At 43.6% G+C, this 16492-nt stretch carries 12 protein-coding genes, 1 tRNA gene and 3 pseudogenes; 9 read left to right on the top strand and 7 right to left on the bottom strand.

Translation table 11 applies throughout. The features are described from left to right. Positions 1–90: 90 nt before the first annotated feature. Together EQY_RS0111705 and EQY_RS25645 are read right to left on the bottom strand one after the other, a co-directional pair. The gene (locus EQY_RS0111705; RefSeq protein WP_001294531.1) at positions 91–1593 is read right to left on the bottom strand and encodes a helicase HerA-like C-terminal domain-containing protein; all 1503 of its coding nucleotides are present in this window, start codon (positions 1591–1593) and stop codon (positions 91–93) included. A 116-nt stretch (positions 1594–1709) separates the two neighbouring features. Further along, positions 1710–1832, bottom strand: a pseudogene (locus tag EQY_RS25645) (alcohol dehydrogenase); the annotation flags it as partial. Positions 1833–1994: 162 nt separating this feature from the next. Here EQY_RS25645 and EQY_RS0111700 point away from each other — a divergent pair. Then, a tRNA-Leu gene (locus tag EQY_RS0111700) sits at positions 1995–2079 on the top strand. A gap of 163 nt (positions 2080–2242) precedes the next feature. Continuing rightward, positions 2243–3523 carry a tyrosine-type recombinase/integrase gene (locus tag EQY_RS0111695; protein WP_000772686.1) on the top strand — a complete coding sequence of 427 codons (1281 nt, stop codon included), beginning with the start codon at positions 2243–2245 and terminating at the stop codon, positions 3521–3523. 20 nt (positions 3524–3543) lie between these two features. Here the strand turns inward: EQY_RS0111695 and dsr2 are convergent, their stop codons facing one another. From dsr2 to EQY_RS0111670, 4 genes are all read right to left on the bottom strand, one after another. After that, positions 3544–7161 (bottom strand): anti-phage defense-associated sirtuin Dsr2, encoded by a 3618-nt coding sequence (dsr2, locus tag EQY_RS0111690; protein WP_000182499.1) that lies wholly within the window; start codon positions 7159–7161, stop codon positions 3544–3546. Between the two features lie 718 nt (positions 7162–7879). Then, entirely contained in the window at positions 7880–8152 is a 273-nt protein-coding gene (locus EQY_RS0111680; protein WP_001185348.1) for an ogr/Delta-like zinc finger family protein, read from the bottom strand. Position 8153: 1 nt separating this feature from the next. Further along, the gene (locus EQY_RS0111675) at positions 8154–8708 is read right to left on the bottom strand and encodes a phage polarity suppression protein (RefSeq protein WP_000991127.1); all 555 of its coding nucleotides are present in this window, start codon (positions 8706–8708) and stop codon (positions 8154–8156) included. After that, positions 8705–9457 carry a phage polarity suppression protein gene (locus EQY_RS0111670; protein ID WP_000214378.1) on the bottom strand — a complete coding sequence of 251 codons (753 nt, stop codon included), beginning with the start codon at positions 9455–9457 and terminating at the stop codon, positions 8705–8707. The genes EQY_RS0111675 and EQY_RS0111670 overlap by 4 nt, the downstream gene beginning before the upstream one ends. Before the next feature lie 912 nt (positions 9458–10369). Here EQY_RS0111670 and EQY_RS0111665 point away from each other — a divergent pair. The 5 genes from EQY_RS0111665 to EQY_RS0111645 are packed head-to-tail and all read left to right on the top strand — an operon-like array spanning position 10370 to position 14064. Beyond that, the gene (locus EQY_RS0111665) at positions 10370–10630 is read left to right on the top strand and encodes a helix-turn-helix transcriptional regulator (protein WP_000272115.1); all 261 of its coding nucleotides are present in this window, start codon (positions 10370–10372) and stop codon (positions 10628–10630) included. After that, positions 10630–11175 (top strand): host cell division inhibitor Icd-like protein, encoded by a 546-nt coding sequence (locus tag EQY_RS0111660; RefSeq protein ID WP_000982475.1) that lies wholly within the window; start codon positions 10630–10632, stop codon positions 11173–11175. Before EQY_RS0111665 ends, EQY_RS0111660 begins: the two co-directional genes overlap by 1 nt. After that, positions 11175–11396: a hypothetical protein gene (locus EQY_RS0111655; RefSeq protein WP_001014981.1), complete on the top strand. Its 222-nt coding sequence runs from the start codon at positions 11175–11177 to the stop codon at positions 11394–11396. Before EQY_RS0111660 ends, EQY_RS0111655 begins: the two co-directional genes overlap by 1 nt. Continuing rightward, positions 11396–11719, top strand: coding sequence for a DUF5375 family protein (locus EQY_RS0111650; RefSeq protein ID WP_000842359.1), 324 nt, complete (start codon positions 11396–11398; stop codon positions 11717–11719). Before EQY_RS0111655 ends, EQY_RS0111650 begins: the two co-directional genes overlap by 1 nt. Before the next feature lie 14 nt (positions 11720–11733). Continuing rightward, entirely contained in the window at positions 11734–14064 is a 2331-nt protein-coding gene (locus tag EQY_RS0111645) for a primase-helicase zinc-binding domain-containing protein (RefSeq protein ID WP_000016229.1), read from the top strand. A 766-nt stretch (positions 14065–14830) separates the two neighbouring features. On the opposite strand, the pseudogene EQY_RS0111640 reads toward EQY_RS0111645, so the two are convergent. Continuing rightward, positions 14831–15007: pseudogene (locus EQY_RS0111640) on the bottom strand (transposase); the annotation flags it as partial. A 163-nt stretch (positions 15008–15170) separates the two neighbouring features. On the opposite strand from EQY_RS0111640, the gene EQY_RS0111635 reads away from it, so the two are divergent. Together EQY_RS0111635 and EQY_RS0111630 are read left to right on the top strand one after the other, a co-directional pair. Then, a complete protein-coding gene (locus EQY_RS0111635) occupies positions 15171–15863 on the top strand; it encodes a SinI family restriction endonuclease (RefSeq protein ID WP_000032527.1) in 693 nt (230 codons plus the stop codon). A 177-nt stretch (positions 15864–16040) separates the two neighbouring features. Next, positions 16041–16492, top strand: a pseudogene (locus EQY_RS0111630) (transposase); the annotation flags it as partial.

The raw sequence follows: 16492 nt of genomic DNA, 5'->3' as shown, positions 1-16492 counted from the left end.
ACAAAATCATGCAAATTCAATATATTGCAGTGGCGTAGGCCTGATAAGACGCGATAGTGTCGCATCAGGCAAAGACAAATCGCACCTGACTTACCTTCTTCTTCCCCCAAGTAAACTCCCCAGCACACCGCGTATAATTTGATTCGTGACCTGGCGGGCGGCACTTTTCGCCATAGTCTGTACTACGCCATCTTTCTTTCCGCCACGCGGTCCGGTAGTGCCAAACAAAATGTCCTTTAACCCACCGAGAATACCGTCATCCACAGCCATCTCTTTTCCTTTGGCTGGTGGATTATTTTGCTGTTCGGTACTGGTTTGCACACCTTTTTGCAGCATCTCATAGGCAGATTCCCGATCCACGTCATCTTCATACTTGCCATACACCGGGGAGTGATTAATCAGGCCGTTACGCTCATCTTCTGTCACCGGCCCCATCCGTGAACAAGGTGCAATCACCATTGCACGCTCCACCACAGAAGGACTACCTTTCGCATCAAGAAATGAGATCAACGCTTCGCCGGTTCCCAGCTCCTGGATCGCCTTTTCTGTATCAAACGCTGGATTGGGTCGCATGGTTTGCGCTGCCGTCTTCACCGCTTTCTGGTCTTTCGGCGTAAAGGCGCGCAGAGCGTGTTGAACGCGATTCCCCAACTGCCCAAGCACGTTGTCGGGTATATCCGAAGGGTTTTGCGAGACAAACCAGACGCCCACGCCTTTCGAGCGGATAAGCCGTATGACCTGCTCAATTTTATCCAGCAGCACTTGCGGTGCATCGTTAAACAGCAGATGCGCCTCGTCGAAGAAAAAGACGAGTTTCGGTTTATCCAGATCCCCCGCTTCCGGCAGTTGCTCATACAATTCAGAAAGCATCCACAGCAGACTGGCAGCGTACAGTTTTGGCATCTGGTAGAGCTTTTCGGCGCTAAGGATATTGATAACGCCTTTGCCGTTAGCATCGGTACGCATCCAGTCTTTGATATCCAGCATTGGCTCACCAAAGAAATGCGTCGCTCCTTGCTGCTCCAGCGACAGTAATCCGCGTTGGATTGCACCAACAGATGCGTTACTGATATTGCCATACTGATTCTGGAATGATTTGGCGTTATCTCCGATGTACTGGGTAATAGCCCGAAGATCTTTAAAGTCGAGCAACAACAGTCCCTGATCGTCAGCAATGCGGAAGATGATATCCAGCACGCCAGTTTGCACGTCGTTAAGATTTAACAGTCGTGCAAGCAACAGCGGCCCCAGATCGGAGACCGTTGCCCTTACTGGATGGCCTTTCTCACCAAAAATATCCCACACCACCGCTGGATTCGAATGCGGTTGCCAGTCGTTGACACCGATACTTTTTAACCGAGCGAGCAGTTTTTCCGAGGTCGTACCTTCCTGTGCAACCCCGGTCAAATCGCCTTTCACATCGGCCATAAACACAGGTACACCGATTTCTGACAGTGATTCCGCTAGTTTTTGCAGCGTGACAGTTTTACCCGTCCCCGTTGCGCCAGTAATCAGCCCGTGACGGTTAGCCATAGCGGGTAATAAAAACAGTTCCGTGTCAGGCGTGCGTGCAATTAAAAGTGGTTCGCTCATGAGATTTCCTCCAGTTCCCTGCCTGGAGTATAGGCACGGTTGAAAAGTTTTCACCACTAAATTCAGCCGATTGCGAGATGTCTTAAAGGCCGGGTAGAATCGACCTGGTAAAGGGATCAGAAGACAGCTTTCAGAACCACGCGGTAGCGCGCCTTACCGTCACGTACATGCTGGATGGCATCGTTAATTTTCGACATCGGGAACCGTTCGGTTGTTGGTGCGACTTTGCTGCGGGAAGTGTAGAGCATGGTCGGGTGGGGTTCCTGGAGTGTGATAGAGGTTACACATCGTGGAAGACAATGCTGAAATTTTCAGCACTTAGCGAGGCAGGCGTAAGCTGGCGCTTGCATGGTGACGCGTGACAGGTATAATCCACAACGTTTTCCGCATACCTCTTCAGTGCCGAAGTGGCGAAATCGGTAGACGCAGTTGATTCAAAATCAACCGTAGAAATACGTGCCGGTTCGAGTCCGGCCTTCGGCACCATTAGTACTTCCAAGAACATCCGAGAAAGTCCAGCAAATCCTTTAAAATCAATGTCTGTAGCGGTTTTTTTGTCCTGAGCTGTCCGAGCTAGTCCGTTGAAATCCGGATGCTATTGGGGGCATAATTGGGGGCATCTTAACTTCGATTAGAAATGTGCCCCCAAATGAAGCTCAACGCCAGACAGGTCGAGACAGCAAAGCCAAAAGAGAAAACCTACAAAATGGCCGATGGCGGCGGTTTGTATCTCGAGGTTTCGGCTAAGGGTTCTAAATACTGGCGCATGAAATACAGACGCCCCTCTGACAAAAAAGAGGATCGCCTCGCTTTTGGTGTTTGGCCCATGGTGACACTTGCTCAGGCAAGAGCAAAGCGTGACGAGGCTAAAAAGCTCTTAGTGCAGGGCATTGACCCAAAAGCCGAGCAGAAAGAAGCTCAGGCTGAGAATTCGGGCGCATACACTTTCGAAACAATTGCTCGTGAATGGCATGCCAGTAATAAGCGCTGGAGTGAAGACCATCGATCACGCGTTCTGCGCTATCTTGAGCTTTATATTTTTCCTCATATCGGTTCGTCCGACATTCGGCAGCTTAAAACCAGCCACCTGTTAGCCCCGATTAAAAAAGTTGATGCCAGTGGCAAACACGATGTCGCTCAGCGCCTGCAACAGCGCGTCACGGCCATTATGCGTTATGCCGTACAGAACGATTACATCGACTCTAATCCAGCCAGTGACATGGCCGGTGCGTTATCTACAACCAAAGCACGACACTATCCGGCTTTACCCTCTAGCCGCTTCCCTGAGTTTTTTGCACGTCTTGCTGCATATCGTGGCCGTGTAATGACAAGGATCGCGGTCGAGCTTTCCTTACTAACTTTTGTACGTTCCAGTGAGTTACGTTTCGCGCGATGGGATGAGTTCGACTTCGATAAATCTCTTTGGCGTATACCTGCAAAGCGAGAAGAAATTAAAGGCGTGCGTTACTCGTATCGTGGCATGAAGATGAAAGAGGAGCATATCGTTCCTCTTAGTCGACAGGCGATGGTTTTGTTAGAGCAACTCAAGCAGATTAGTGGCGATAAAGAGTTACTTTTTCCAGGAGATCACGACTCAACAAAGGTTATGAGTGAAAACACGGTAAACAGCGCATTGCGTGCGATGGGCTATGACACGAAAATTGAAGTTTGCGGGCATGGATTTAGAACGATGGCTCGTGGTGCGTTGGGTGAGTCAGGTTTGTGGAGTGATGATGCAATTGAGCGTCAATTGAGTCACTCTGAGCGTAATAATGTGCGTGCAGCTTATATCCATACTTCTGAGCATTTGGATGAACGTCGTTTAATGGTGCAGTGGTGGGCAGATTTTCTTGATGCAAATAAAATTGAATTAATATCACCTTTTGATTACGGAAAGACGGTAATATTAAATGAAAACACCCAGCAATAGCTGGGCGTTTATAATGATAGTTAAATGTGATTATCCCATTCATTTTTTATTTCGTCGAATTCATTTTTAGAATTGCACATTTTTTCCCATTCCTGAATTATATTTGGTTGTACAATACCTAGACGTTTGTTGTTGCAATAAATAGATGCTGCTAATTTTGTCGCGCTAAGTTTTTTTTCTAGATAGATTAAGTGGTCATTATTGTTAATAAATTCTTTCCCATCCTCGAATAATAGGCCAGTTAAACCGCAATGAATTTTATTCATAAACTCATCAGAAATTGTAAAATCGCTAGAGCTTATTATAAACCTGACTAAATCATAGCATTCAGGAAGACATGGATCACGATTCCAGGCTATTTTTTCACTAAGTATTGTGATAATTTCTGATGGGTACTCTTTATTTCTTATTAGTACATATACAGAGTTTACTGCTTCAATGACTTCTGTTTTAATGAAACTATATAACCCAGAACCTATATCTTTTAATAGGTCGCTTGAATGGTTCTTTTGATTCATTAAAAGCATAGTTAGTGCAGAATTTACAGGGATTCCTGATTTTTTCATCTTTTCTATCAAGTTTGTAATATGAATAATTGATTCACTATTCAATTTATTATAGTGGATTTCTAAAATTGTAGTGATAATTCTTGTTATGTTTTTAAATCTATGTGTAAATTCTTTTGATAAATCGTCCCGTTTCTCAAGCCAAATTTTATCATTGGAAAACCACTTATTCATTTCAGATATGATCTCAGATAAGATAGTTTCGGACGGGGTTATATGATGAAGGGCACCATTAAGTTCGTTACAATAATTGTCGTTACCACCTGTTATAGTAACGCTATTACCATTTTGAATAGGAAAATTATATGTTTTTATAATGGAAATAAATTTATCCTGAATATTTTCATTTTCAGGGTGAAGGTTATCTATAAAGAAAAATCTATAGTAACCACTATTAATTGGAAATCCATATTCATCGCGTTTAGCCCATAGGTTTTTTATTAGTTTTGAAATATCAGATTTGTTAAGTAGATCAAGATTATACAATGTAATTAACTTTTGTGATGCTGCTTTTCTTAAATCTTGATCTTCGCTTTTTAAATCATCAATATCTTTTCTGATTTTGGAAGATGTTATTTTTTTCAATAAACCATTAGGTCGTTTGATAATTGAAGCCAGTAGACATTCAAAAGGAGTAATAAAATTATATTTTTGACCCATACCTAAATGATCATTAGAGGGTTTCGACGGATAATCGATAAAAATATCTATGAGGGATATTTTTTGAGAGTCATTCATACTCGCTATAGTACGTCTAAGCAAATCCTTTGTCTCAGCAAAATCATAAAACCCCTCAGAGTTATATAACTTAAGAAGAAGGGTTATTATATCTTTTTTCTTTTCAAAAGAAACTTTTGTTACTAGTCTTGATAATATTTCAGGAATGATTGATAGGGTGGATAACTCTATTTCAAGCTTATCGCTAAGTCTTTCATCTATTTTTTTTAAGATGATTTGTTCGTACTTTTTGAAGTATCCATCAAATAAATCTTCAACTTTTTTTCTTTCTAATAAAGAGAGTCTACCACGGTTAAAAAGACTTTTTGCTTTATCTTTATTAAATGTTCTAAATATTGCAAAAATAGCGAATTCAGGGGAGTATGGATATATATGTCGGGATGCGTTTTCAACTATGCCACTAAAAATATTCATTCCAGGTATATGGAAAGGCAGTCCAAGTTCTTCTGCTAGCAATAGAAAGTTGAAAGCATCTAAGGATTTAAGTTCCGCGGGACTCCCACCAAAATAAGTTGTCACAGTTCTTCTGTTAAGATCAAAATCAGTATCCTTTGAATTCTCAGATATACCTTGTGGGGATTCTAGTTTGATTTCTAAATACTTAATTTCGTTTTCTGGATCGCTACGATATTGAGATAAAGTTGCTAATCTAGAATTGTATTCTGAAGTGTAATCATCGTTCTTGTTATTATTTTTCAAGCTTCTCTTGAACATTCTTAATATATAAATGCAATAAGCTTCTTGGGACTCACTTGAATAGTCGATGTTCCTTGATGATAAAAGACTATTTCGGCGAATAGTTGATAAAGTTTCTTCAAGAAGATTAATGGCTTCATCGAGCATGCCAAACTCAGCAAGTAGTCCCGCTCTTTTAATTTCATACTGTGGAAGAAGTTTATTTGTTTCCCAATTTGAAAGTTTTGTTCTGGCTTCATCAAAGTTCAATCTAAAATAAGAATGTAGGATATTCTCGTAATAGAATTCAGATTTAACTTCTGGAGTTAGTCTTTCTAAATTGGGAATCAGTAAATGATTTAATTCTTTCCATTTTGCTGTGAGATTCTCTTGGCGACAAAATTTCATTAAATTAATAACGATGGCTGAATATTTATCATCCAGATCTTTGTTTATTATGTTGTTAGTGTATTCGTCTTTATATTTTTCTGTGAGTTTAAATAAAAATTCTGCTGTGTCATTAAATATAGGTAGTAATGCTTTATTTAATCGCCAAGTTAACTCATAACCAAAATTAATTTCTGCATATTTTTCCCAAATCACATCGTAAGTAACTACTGCCAACCACTCTCTAGTATCACGCCAAAGATTACTGCGATTAGATTCAGGCAAAATAAGCCAGTTAGGATAAGATTTTCTTAATGATCCCCACTCAATAATGCATCGATTTATTTTTTCCATTTTTATTTCAGGGGTGTCATCGAAAGAAATGTGTTCTCGATTTTTTATTATTGGCCACTCTATTAAATTTTCTTTGTTTTTTGTTTCGTAGAGGGACTCTATAAAATGTTGATGAGCTAAATAATGATCTTTGCCAAAGTCCCCAAGTAAACTCAAGTCCACGATTGATATGTTTCTTTTTTCAAGCAATTTGCGCTGTGCTTCATTGAATGAGAAAAGACCTATCAGATAAATTTTTGGTGAGTTTTCTGCTCCAAGATTATCTCTTATCCAGCCAATCCAGTTAAGGAAATTAGGATCATCACCAGAAAAACCAATCAAACAAAGAGTATTTTCAATGAGTGATTGCTGTACTGTATTTACAAATGGTGAGTTATCTAAAGGATATTTCCTGTAATCTTCTTCAGTAATTATAAAAGGCCGCTCTGATGGGAAGCTTCCGTGAAGTTTGATGATCCTAGGTCTTTCAGCATTCATCAAATCACTTTTATTCAGTACCACATCATATTTTCTGGAGTCAACATATACACATGCACGCTCAAGCAACGTGTCATAGTTAGTTGTAAAAACATCAACCCATGGTAACGATAAAAGAGAGATGTGTAATTTAGATGGTTCATACTCTTTATCAGGAACATGATCCATTATCAACTTATCAAGTGTTGCACGGCCGAAGGCGGCTTGTACCTCATCGCCAAGTTTGAGTACATTTGAATATTTGTTTAAATTTTTCTCACAGTAAATATTTTCATAAAAAATATCGCCTAAATCATTCCACATTGGGAATTGTCGTGCCTTGTTTGTTAAAGGTTTTGCATTTCGACTAAATCCAGCACCAATGAGTATTGCTGCGCGACCATCCCAAAGGCGAGATGATATATTATTTAATAGCGGTTTGATTTTTTTCTTATTTGTCATTATATATTCCATCTGTTGTTCATGGCTATACTGAGTGTGCCGCAGTTGCTTCGATTATAAGCAAATTTTGACCGCAGGGACATCATTACGAATGAAATTTGCACATCTCGGATTATCGTACATATCTATTGTTGAAAAAACATGCTTTCACTGCAACCCTCACTCGCTTCGCAAGGCGTTTTCAATTCAAATTCAAACATGGTCTGCGACCGTACGGTATCTGGTGCTGGTCAAGATAAAAAGGTTGATGAAACGTATAGCTGTATCATGCTCACTTTGTATGACAAAGCGTGCGTGCTAACTGTATATGTGCAGCTTTCCACTGTTATTGCGGAGAACCTGATATTTAATAGGCTATTATCCCCTCAATAGTTGTCCATACCTCCTAACAGTACAGCATTATTTGGAAGGAAGTTTTCTTTATCGTATTGATTTTACCTCAACACCTGCGCTGATATATAAGGCTGAGGTTACCATTTTCTTCTTCATCGCGAGCAGCCCCGCCCGCCTGCCCGCTTCGCTTAACAGACTGGTTTTCATGCACCCCGTAAATCGTCTCAGAAGCCACCACACAAGGGCTTTCGCGTCAAAAATGGCGCATGAGACTAATGCGTTTTCATGCGCCATAGATATGCACTCATACGCTCTCAGGCCAGCCAGGGAAAAGGCGTAAAAAATCCCGGTACTGGACCGGGACTACGTGGGCGTATTTTGCTAATCAGACAGGAATTTGCTGACGGCTTGACAGCTTTGACGCGGAGCCATAGCGGTTGAGAGTTTGCTGTTGTTTTTCCGGCATTTGTGCTTTGTCTGATTCCCGTTCATTGCGCCAAGGCTTCATAATTATCGTATCCACGCTTTCCAGAGCGGTAAATGTGCAGGAACATTCCAGATTCTGGCACTGATACCATGAGCGTTTAACCGATGGAGCTTCATAGGCACTGGTTCTGGCGTGAGCGACCGTCCCACATTCAGGACACTTCAGGGCCATATCAGTACCCTCCTTTTTCATTAAGTCGGTTAAGGCGGGCCAGGAAAACTTTATGTTGTGCCGGGGTGAAACTGGCTGAAGCATCAGCGCACATTGATGCATCCACCGTTAATCCGGTTTCGTCGATAATGCTCTTGTATGCTGCTGAAATTACCGGAGTACGCACTTCCGTTTGTCGGGCTACAGCGGTTCGTAATATTTTCATTGCCGCCTCAAGCCCGTATGGAGCGCAAAGAAAAGGAGCCAGAGCGTCAGTGAGTGCATCACCATGCTCGTTCATGAAGTTTTCCGTTGCGCTTGTAACACAACTCTCCAGCACAATCTGGTGAGCATAAAGACCATCCCGTGCAGCACAGTTAATCTGCCATTCGAGGACTGCAAGACGCTCACGAAGATCCTCAAGCTGGCTGGCATATGCTGCCGGTTTTTCTTCAGTATCCAGCAGAGCCGCCAGACGAAGCTGGCAGGTACTTTGCGTATTACGTAGTGTCAGCCAGCTTTTTATCGCCGAGCGGTAATCGTTGAGTGCTTCCTGAGTAATGCTTCCGGCATTCATTTCTTCTCGCCCCCTTTAACCATGTCACGCTGTTTAAGCATCCGTGAACGCGCTGCAGGGCTGGGGGATTGTCTGGCATCTTGGATGGCTTTATCGTCCGCATAAATGCTGATCCCCGGCAGGGTAATATCATCCGTTGAAGATACGTTACAGGACAGTGCCGGAGTGGTGAGTTGCTCGCTGATAAATTGCTTCAGCACACTTTCGGGGTCGTTTACGGTATGAACTACACCGATAACAGCAGAAGCGCTTCGACCCAGAGTCATTTTCAGCAGTCCAAGGATCTGAATAAGTTTCTGGCCGTGTTCCTTCATAAACTCATTCCAGAGCCACACTGCATGAGTTTCAATCAGGCGATTATGCTCACTGATGTAGTGGTTTGCAGCATCCGCAGTTTTCCAGGGCAGGAATTCATTTTCTGCCGCCTGAGCTGCCAGCAAATCTTCGAACTCATCCAGTGTTTCGCGTCCGAGGGCGATTTCTGCCCGCAGTTTTTTCATGCGTGGCGTCATATTTCCCTGATTCTCACGAAACAGGTTTCGCCATTCATCATTAAGCGCCTGCGTTTCCGTTTTTGTATCTTCCTGACGTTTACGGATAGTTTCAATCATTGCAGCAGCTTCAGTTTGTTTTCGCCGTTCTTCCTGCCAGACAGCTTTTGCTACCTTAACTTTATCCACCGCTTCGCGAATTTTCGGTGGGAGGGAGGGTGTAATGTTTGCATCAGGGATCTGGTTAACAGTAGTCATGACTGCTCCGGTAGTGTTTTATTGTCGTGTCAATTGTGCCGGTGCCCATACAAGCGCACTACCGAGGGGGATTGTGCCAGTGACAGAACAATGACCTTGTTCTGGCTAGCCAGAGAAATGCGTCATGTCTGATCTTCAACTTTCCTTTAATACATACTATTCACTACTGTTCACTTTGATAAAAAAATTGATAATACAGCTAGTTAAGAGGTGAAGGGTTGACAAGGCAGTATTCAGTGACTGTTCATGAGTGTTCATCGGAAGGCTGCGTGATTTATGATTTTTTTTCATCAAAAGTGAAATTTTTATTCCTAATGATTATTTTATTATTGTTCCTCACAACTATTCACCACTCTTCAGTAGTATTCAACAGATGATGAAATAGACGATTTTTCTTTGCCGGGAAATAACATGATTCCCCCTTTTCCTGGTGTTGCATTTCAATCTGATTTTTATAAAACTAGAACTGTTCGGTCTTTTATGAATTTATTTGTATATATTTTTAGGTTAAGAATGCGTGGTTATTGATTTTATGCGGTTTTAATGCTTCTGAGCTTGATGCAATTCATGAGTATATCCTGAAGTTAGGTTTGCAATGTAAAACCATATGTAGAAATTGTGCACCCCTGCTGAATGGGTTGCGGTTTCAGTACCATTAAGTTCTATGACTTATGGGGTAGTAACCCCTGGATGAAAGTTAGTTCCTATTAATGTCCCTGTATTTATAGTTCGCAGGCATAATATCTATCATGCCATTTTATGTGGTTTGATATAGTTTTAAATTCCATTAAATCAATATGTGACACTAAATAAATAATGGGTGCGTAAGCGAGCAATATATACATAATAAGGAGCTACCTGAATCCGGGGGGATTTATCCGGACTGATGAAGGAATTAAAGAGGGTAGATAAATGTATGATATTTCTGTTTCTGCGTCAGCTCCGGCTGCGCCATTATTTCCTGTGCTGAACCAGCATGAGCGATTTTTACGTCTTCCCGAGGTGATGCATTTATGCGGCTTGTCCCGCTCAACTATATACGACCTGATAAGCCGCGATGCTTTCCCGAAGCAGATCCCGCTTGGTGGTAAAAATGTTGCCTGGGCACAGTCAGAGGTAAGCGCATGGATGGCGGATCGTATAAGTGCCCGCGGACGGGGATGTGATGCATAATGATGCCTGAACGCATTAATCCCCTTTTTTCTGGCTTGCATCCTGCAGTCATTTCCAGGTATAGTTTTCCCGCTGCCGCAAAATCGGCTGCCGGGCGTAGGAACCCGAGTTACTTATTGGCGACACCAGACGCGCCGTGCGTCTTTTTTTACGTCGTTGCTCAGGCACACCCATTTTTCGGGCTGCGGTGCTTATACCTTAGTCCCTGTCAGATAATGGTGGTCCGGGCGGGGCAGCCTTCGGGCTGGCCGGTTTCCAATAAGGCCGGTATTCCTACCCCCGTTCGGGTCACCACCCATGAGCGTAGGAACTCCGGTGGTGGCATTTACCGCGACTTATTGGAGGTTGCCCTTATGGCTACGATCCTCGCCCCTTCACATCCTCAATTTATATTTGTTTTTGCCGCCGTTCGTCGTGCAGAACGTAAACCACGTATCAGTATGCTGCGTATCGTCGCCAGCAATGAGCATCATGCACGTCTTTCACTGATCCATGAGTATGTGCTTTGCCTTGCTGCTCGCCTGCCTGTCCGGGAGGTGATGTGATGAATCACGCCGCAATCTCTTATGACGATATTGTCCGCCTGAAGCATCTTCGTAACGTGGGGGAGTTTGTCACCGGAATGGCTGTTCTTCAGGATTGCTACGAAAAACCTGCCGGTGCTCAATGTGAGCAACTGGCTTCCCTGATTTATCTGATGACAGAGCAACTTGATGGCGTGGTACAGCGTTGCCAGGATGACCTGATGAACATGGAGGTGGTGTAATGAAATCACGCACCCTTTCCCTTTCACTTCGGGTAGCGTTGTATCGCCGCGCGGTAGCCTGCGCCTGGTTGAGTGCCTGCTATCAGCAAAACCGCCATCTGCAGCTCACTCTGGATGAAATTGAAACCGCTATTGCCCGTGAGCTTGAAGGATTTTATCTGCGACAGCACGGGCAAACAAAAGTCATGGAAATCGCCTGCGCTCTGCTTTCAGACCTGATGGAATCCGGCCCTCTAATGTCCTGTCCCGCACTCTCCCAGCTCGGAATAGCCGTAATGGATGAGTTATGCGTCCGTCACATCAAAAAGCCGGTTTTACACTGAGGGAGAACTGCGTCATGTCAGGAATGAAAGTCAGTCAGGCCGTGAAGGCTGCCCGCGGTCACTGGGCTAAGATTCTGCCAGCGCTGGGCGTGAATATATTGAAAAATCGCCATCAGCCTTGCCCGGTCTGTGGCGGTAAAGATCGTTTTCGCTTCGACGATCAGGAAGGACGCGGAACATGGTTCTGCAATCAGTGCGGTGCCGGGGATGGTATAGCGCTTGTCACCAGGGCACTGAATGTGGATATCAGTGAAGCAGCTGACAGGATACATGGACTGACACATGGTCTGTCTGTAGTTAATTCCGAAGTCAGGGCGTTAACCGCCGATACCGATAGCGGGAAAGATGCAGCAGCACTTGCCGCGCGACTGCTGCAAGCCTCACGTGAATCTGCCGGAAACACTTATCTTACACATAAAGGTTTCCCGGAGCATATTTGCCATGAGCTGACTTCAGCTCATAAAACCGGTGGGGTGATGTTCCGCCCCGGTGATTTGATCGTCCCGCTCTATAACGCTGACGGGGAGCTGGTGAATATTCAGCTTATCAGTGGCAATGGTAGCAAGTGTTTTCTTAAAGGAGGTCAGGTTAAGGAGGCCTATCATCTGATAGAAGGGGGCGGGAGTTCTTTAAGAAGGATGTGGATTGCGGAAGGTTACGCCACGGCGCTTACCATTCATCATCTGACAGGAGAAGCCGTCATGGTGGCATTTTCGTCGGTCAACTTTCTTTCTCTGGCCAGCGTTGCCCATAACAAGTATCCGGGATATCAGTTAATTATTGCAGCGGACCGCGATCTGAATGGTTCAGGCCAGAACAGGGCTGAAACTGCTGCAAAAGCGTGTCAGTGTGACATTGTGCTGCCACCGGTTTTTGGTGACTGGAATGATGCGCTTACCCAATACGGAGAGGAATCCACCCGGAAGGCAATTCTTGAGGCTTTGAAGCCACATAATGCCAGTCCTTTCGACACAATGAGTGAAGCAGAATTCACAGCGATGAGTGTCAGCGAAAAAGCTCAGAGGGTTCGGGAGCATTACAGGGATGCACTGGCGGTTGATCCGAACGGGCAGCTTTTATCCCGCTACGAGTCTGGAGCGTGGAAAGTGATTTCTCAGTCAGATTTTTCCCGAGATGTCGCAGCCCTTTTCCAGCGCCTCGGTGCACCGTTTTCCTCAGGAAAAATTGCCTCACTGGTGGAAACATTAAAGTTAATTGTTCCGCAGCAGCAAAATCCGGCACGTCATCTGATTGGTTTTCGTAATGGCGTCCTCGATACGCGAACAGGGCTTTTTAGTCCGCACTGTAAAGAGAACTGGCTGCGTACCCTGTGTGAAGTCGATTTCACGCCACCGGTAAAGGGGGAAACGCTTGAAACTCATGCCCCGGCATTCTGGCGCTGGCTGGACCGGGCTGCCGGACACAAGCCAGCTAAACGCGACATTATTCTTGCGGCGTTATTTATGGTGCTGGCGAACCGCTATGACTGGCAGCTCTTTCTGGAAGTGACTGGCCCTGGTGGAAGTGGCAAAAGTATTCTGGCTGAAATTGCGACCATGCTTGCTGGAGAGGATAACGCCACCTCTGCGACCATTGAAACGCTGGAGTCCCCGCGAGAACGTGCGGCTCTGATAGGTTTTTCTCTTATTCGCCTGCCTGATCAGGAGAAGTGGAGCGGCGACGGCGCCGGGCTTAAGGCTATAACTGGTGGCGATGCGGTATCGGTGGACCCCAAGTATCAGAATGCTTATTCAACACATATTCCGGCGGTTATCCTGGCCGTAAATAATAATCCTATGCGCTTCACTGATCGTAGTGGTGGTGTGTCCCGCAGGAGAGTGATTCTGCATTTTCCTGAGCAGATAGCACCGGAAGAACGCGATCCGCAGCTGAAAGATAAAATTGCTCGAGAACTGGCTGTGATTGTTCGCCAGCTCATGCAGCGTTTCAGCGATCCGATGAGCGCCAGAACATTGCTTCAGTCGCAGCAGAATTCAGATGAGGCTCTCACCATCAAGCGTGATGCTGATCCAGCATTTGATTTTTGTGGCTATCTTGAGGCATTACCTGACACCAACGGTATGTTTATGGGGAACGCTAATATTGTCCCACGCCAGCCACGTACCTACCTTTACCATGCCTACCTCGTATACATGGAGGCTAATGGCTATAAAAACACCCTGAGTCTTACGATGTTTGGCAAAGGGTTGCCAGTCATGCTGAAGGAGTACGGGCTACATTATGAGAAACGGCGAACTAATCAGGGAATGCAAACTAACCTCACTTTGAAAGAGGAGAGTAATGCAGACTGGCTGCCCAAGTGTGATGAGCCAATATTAAAATAACGATTAACTGACCCGGCTGATGCCGGGTTTCTTATTGGAAACGCACAAATGTAGAGATAGCTGTTCACTCTTCACCTAGCTGTTAACACATAATCAATTGATATATATGTAAAAAATTACAGGGTGAATAGTGTGCATGGTTTTGCGAAAAAAAAGTATTTTTTGTAGAGTCAAGTCCCGGTTTGGATCCGTTTAACGGAACCTAACTGGATTGACTATTTCTCTGAGTATTTTTGGATAAATAATCAACAAAAATCAAAATGTGAACAGAGAATGCTGGGGGCACAAAAGGGGGCATAATTGAATTAACTATAATTAAATTTCAATTTTTACAATAAGTTAAATTTATGTGCGAGTCCGGCCTTCGCACCATACCGTATGCAATAACTTGTTTTTCAACGAGTTATGGTGAAAACCCTGTCTATTGCTACTAATCTTTTCCCGTAATCTATTACCTTGGACTGCCGCTATGGTTGATGATGGTAATGGGAGATCTTAACTGTAACGGCCTCTAGTTGTACTGCTCGAACAGGTATTAAAAACTCGAAGCTGATGACGATACCACGTCTATAAATCCTTCCAAAGCAGACTAACTAAGCATTCAAGCCCGATGTGCTGTCTTCCTGTATCTGATTTTGAGATCTGAATGGCGGCGTAAACAAGTCTATGGTGGTGTGTATCTGTAAACGATATGCAGGCTCTGCCAGCATTTCAGCCATGCCCCTGCAAAGGTACACAGTTATCCTGATAATGTTCCGGAGTTATCGGGGGAGGCTTTGGGTGTTTTGCCCTGACACTCATTACGCAGTTGTTTGACCCACCTTGTAATCGTGGAAAGGCCAACATCCATAGCTTTGAATGTATCTGCCACTGTGTAGTTCTGGTCAACAACCAGTTGAGTGGATTCGCGTTTGGATTCTGGACTAAAACTTCTTCTTTTCATTGGTGCACCTGTGTTGTTATGAGGTGGGCTTATCACTTCTGTTCAGGTGGCCAAATTCAGTAAACCACGACATAAGTTGTGAGAGAGTAAAACTTTTGCTGTAACTTTCAAAGTCAGAAAATTATACTACATCCAAACACTTAATGGATGTCGGGAGAATACAATGTCAAAAGAGACGTCTTTTGTTAAGAATGCTGAGGAACTTGCAAAGCAAAAAATGGATGCTATTAACCCTGAACTTTCTTCAAAATTTAAATTTTTAATAAAATTCCTGTCTCAGTTTCCTGAAGCTTGCTCTAAACCTCGTTCAAAAAAAATGCAGAATAAAGTTGGTCAAGAGGAACATATTGAATATTTAGCTCGTAGTTTTCATGAGAGTCGATTGCCAAGAAAACCCACGCCACCTACAACGGTTCCTGATGAGGTGGTTAGCATAGTTCTTAATATAAGTTTTAATATACAGCCTGAAAATCTTGAGAGAATAAAAGAAGAACATAGATTGTCGATGGCTGCTGAGAATATTGTAGGTGATTTGCTTGAAAGGTATCTTGCTGAAAAACTAGAACCTTCTGGATGGATATGGTGTTCAGGCACAAGTGTTAAAGCAGTTGATTTTATTCACTATGATGAAAAAAACAATGAATGGAACCTGCTCCAAGTTAAAAATAGAGATAATACCGAAAACTCATCGAGTAGTAAGATTAGAGATAATACAACAATAAAAAAATGGTTTAGAACTTACTCACAGCGTGATGCTACTAATTGGGAAAATTTTCCAGATGAAGTATCATCTAAGAATTTAAATGAAGAAGACTTCAGAGCTTTTGTTAAAAATTATTTGGTAAAAATAATATAAAGAGGAGGAAAACACTTCATTTTTATCATAATAATTATTCTGGAATAAATCTAACGCATCCAACATAGAGTAAGAATAAAAGGGTAGGCCATGAAACCTACCCTGTAGAGACTGTGATTAAAATTGTGTAATTGCCTGATTTTGATATGTTCACTCCAGTAACGGAGACAGGCAATTATGGACGAAAAGAAACTCAAAGCCCTTGTGGCTGAACTGGCTAAAGGCCTTAAAACCGAAGCAGATCTCAATGCTTTTTCCCGCATGTTGACGAAGCGTACCGTCGAAACGGCGCTCAATGCGGAGCTGACTGACCACCTCGGGTATGAGAAAAATGTGCCCAAAACAGGCTCAAACACCCGCAATGGCTACTCGTCAAAACGGTGTTATGCGATGACGGCGAGATCGAACTGAACACGTCGCGTGACCGTGAAAACACCTTCGAACCGCAGTTGATTAAGAAGCACCAGACGCGCATTACGCAGATGGACAGCCAGATTTTATCCCTCTACGCCAAAGATATGACTACCCGCGAAATTGTCGCCACCTTCAAAGAGATGTACGACGCAGATGTGTCACCCACGCTGATATGTAAAGTCACTGATGCGGTCAAAGAGCAGGTTGCAGAATGG

The organism is Escherichia sp. TW14182 (assembly GCF_000208525.1).
Taxonomy (GTDB): Bacteria; Pseudomonadota; Gammaproteobacteria; order Enterobacterales; family Enterobacteriaceae; genus Escherichia; species Escherichia ruysiae.
The sequence above is the reverse complement of the archived record's forward strand: the minus strand, read 5'-3'. Positions and strand labels throughout refer to the sequence as shown.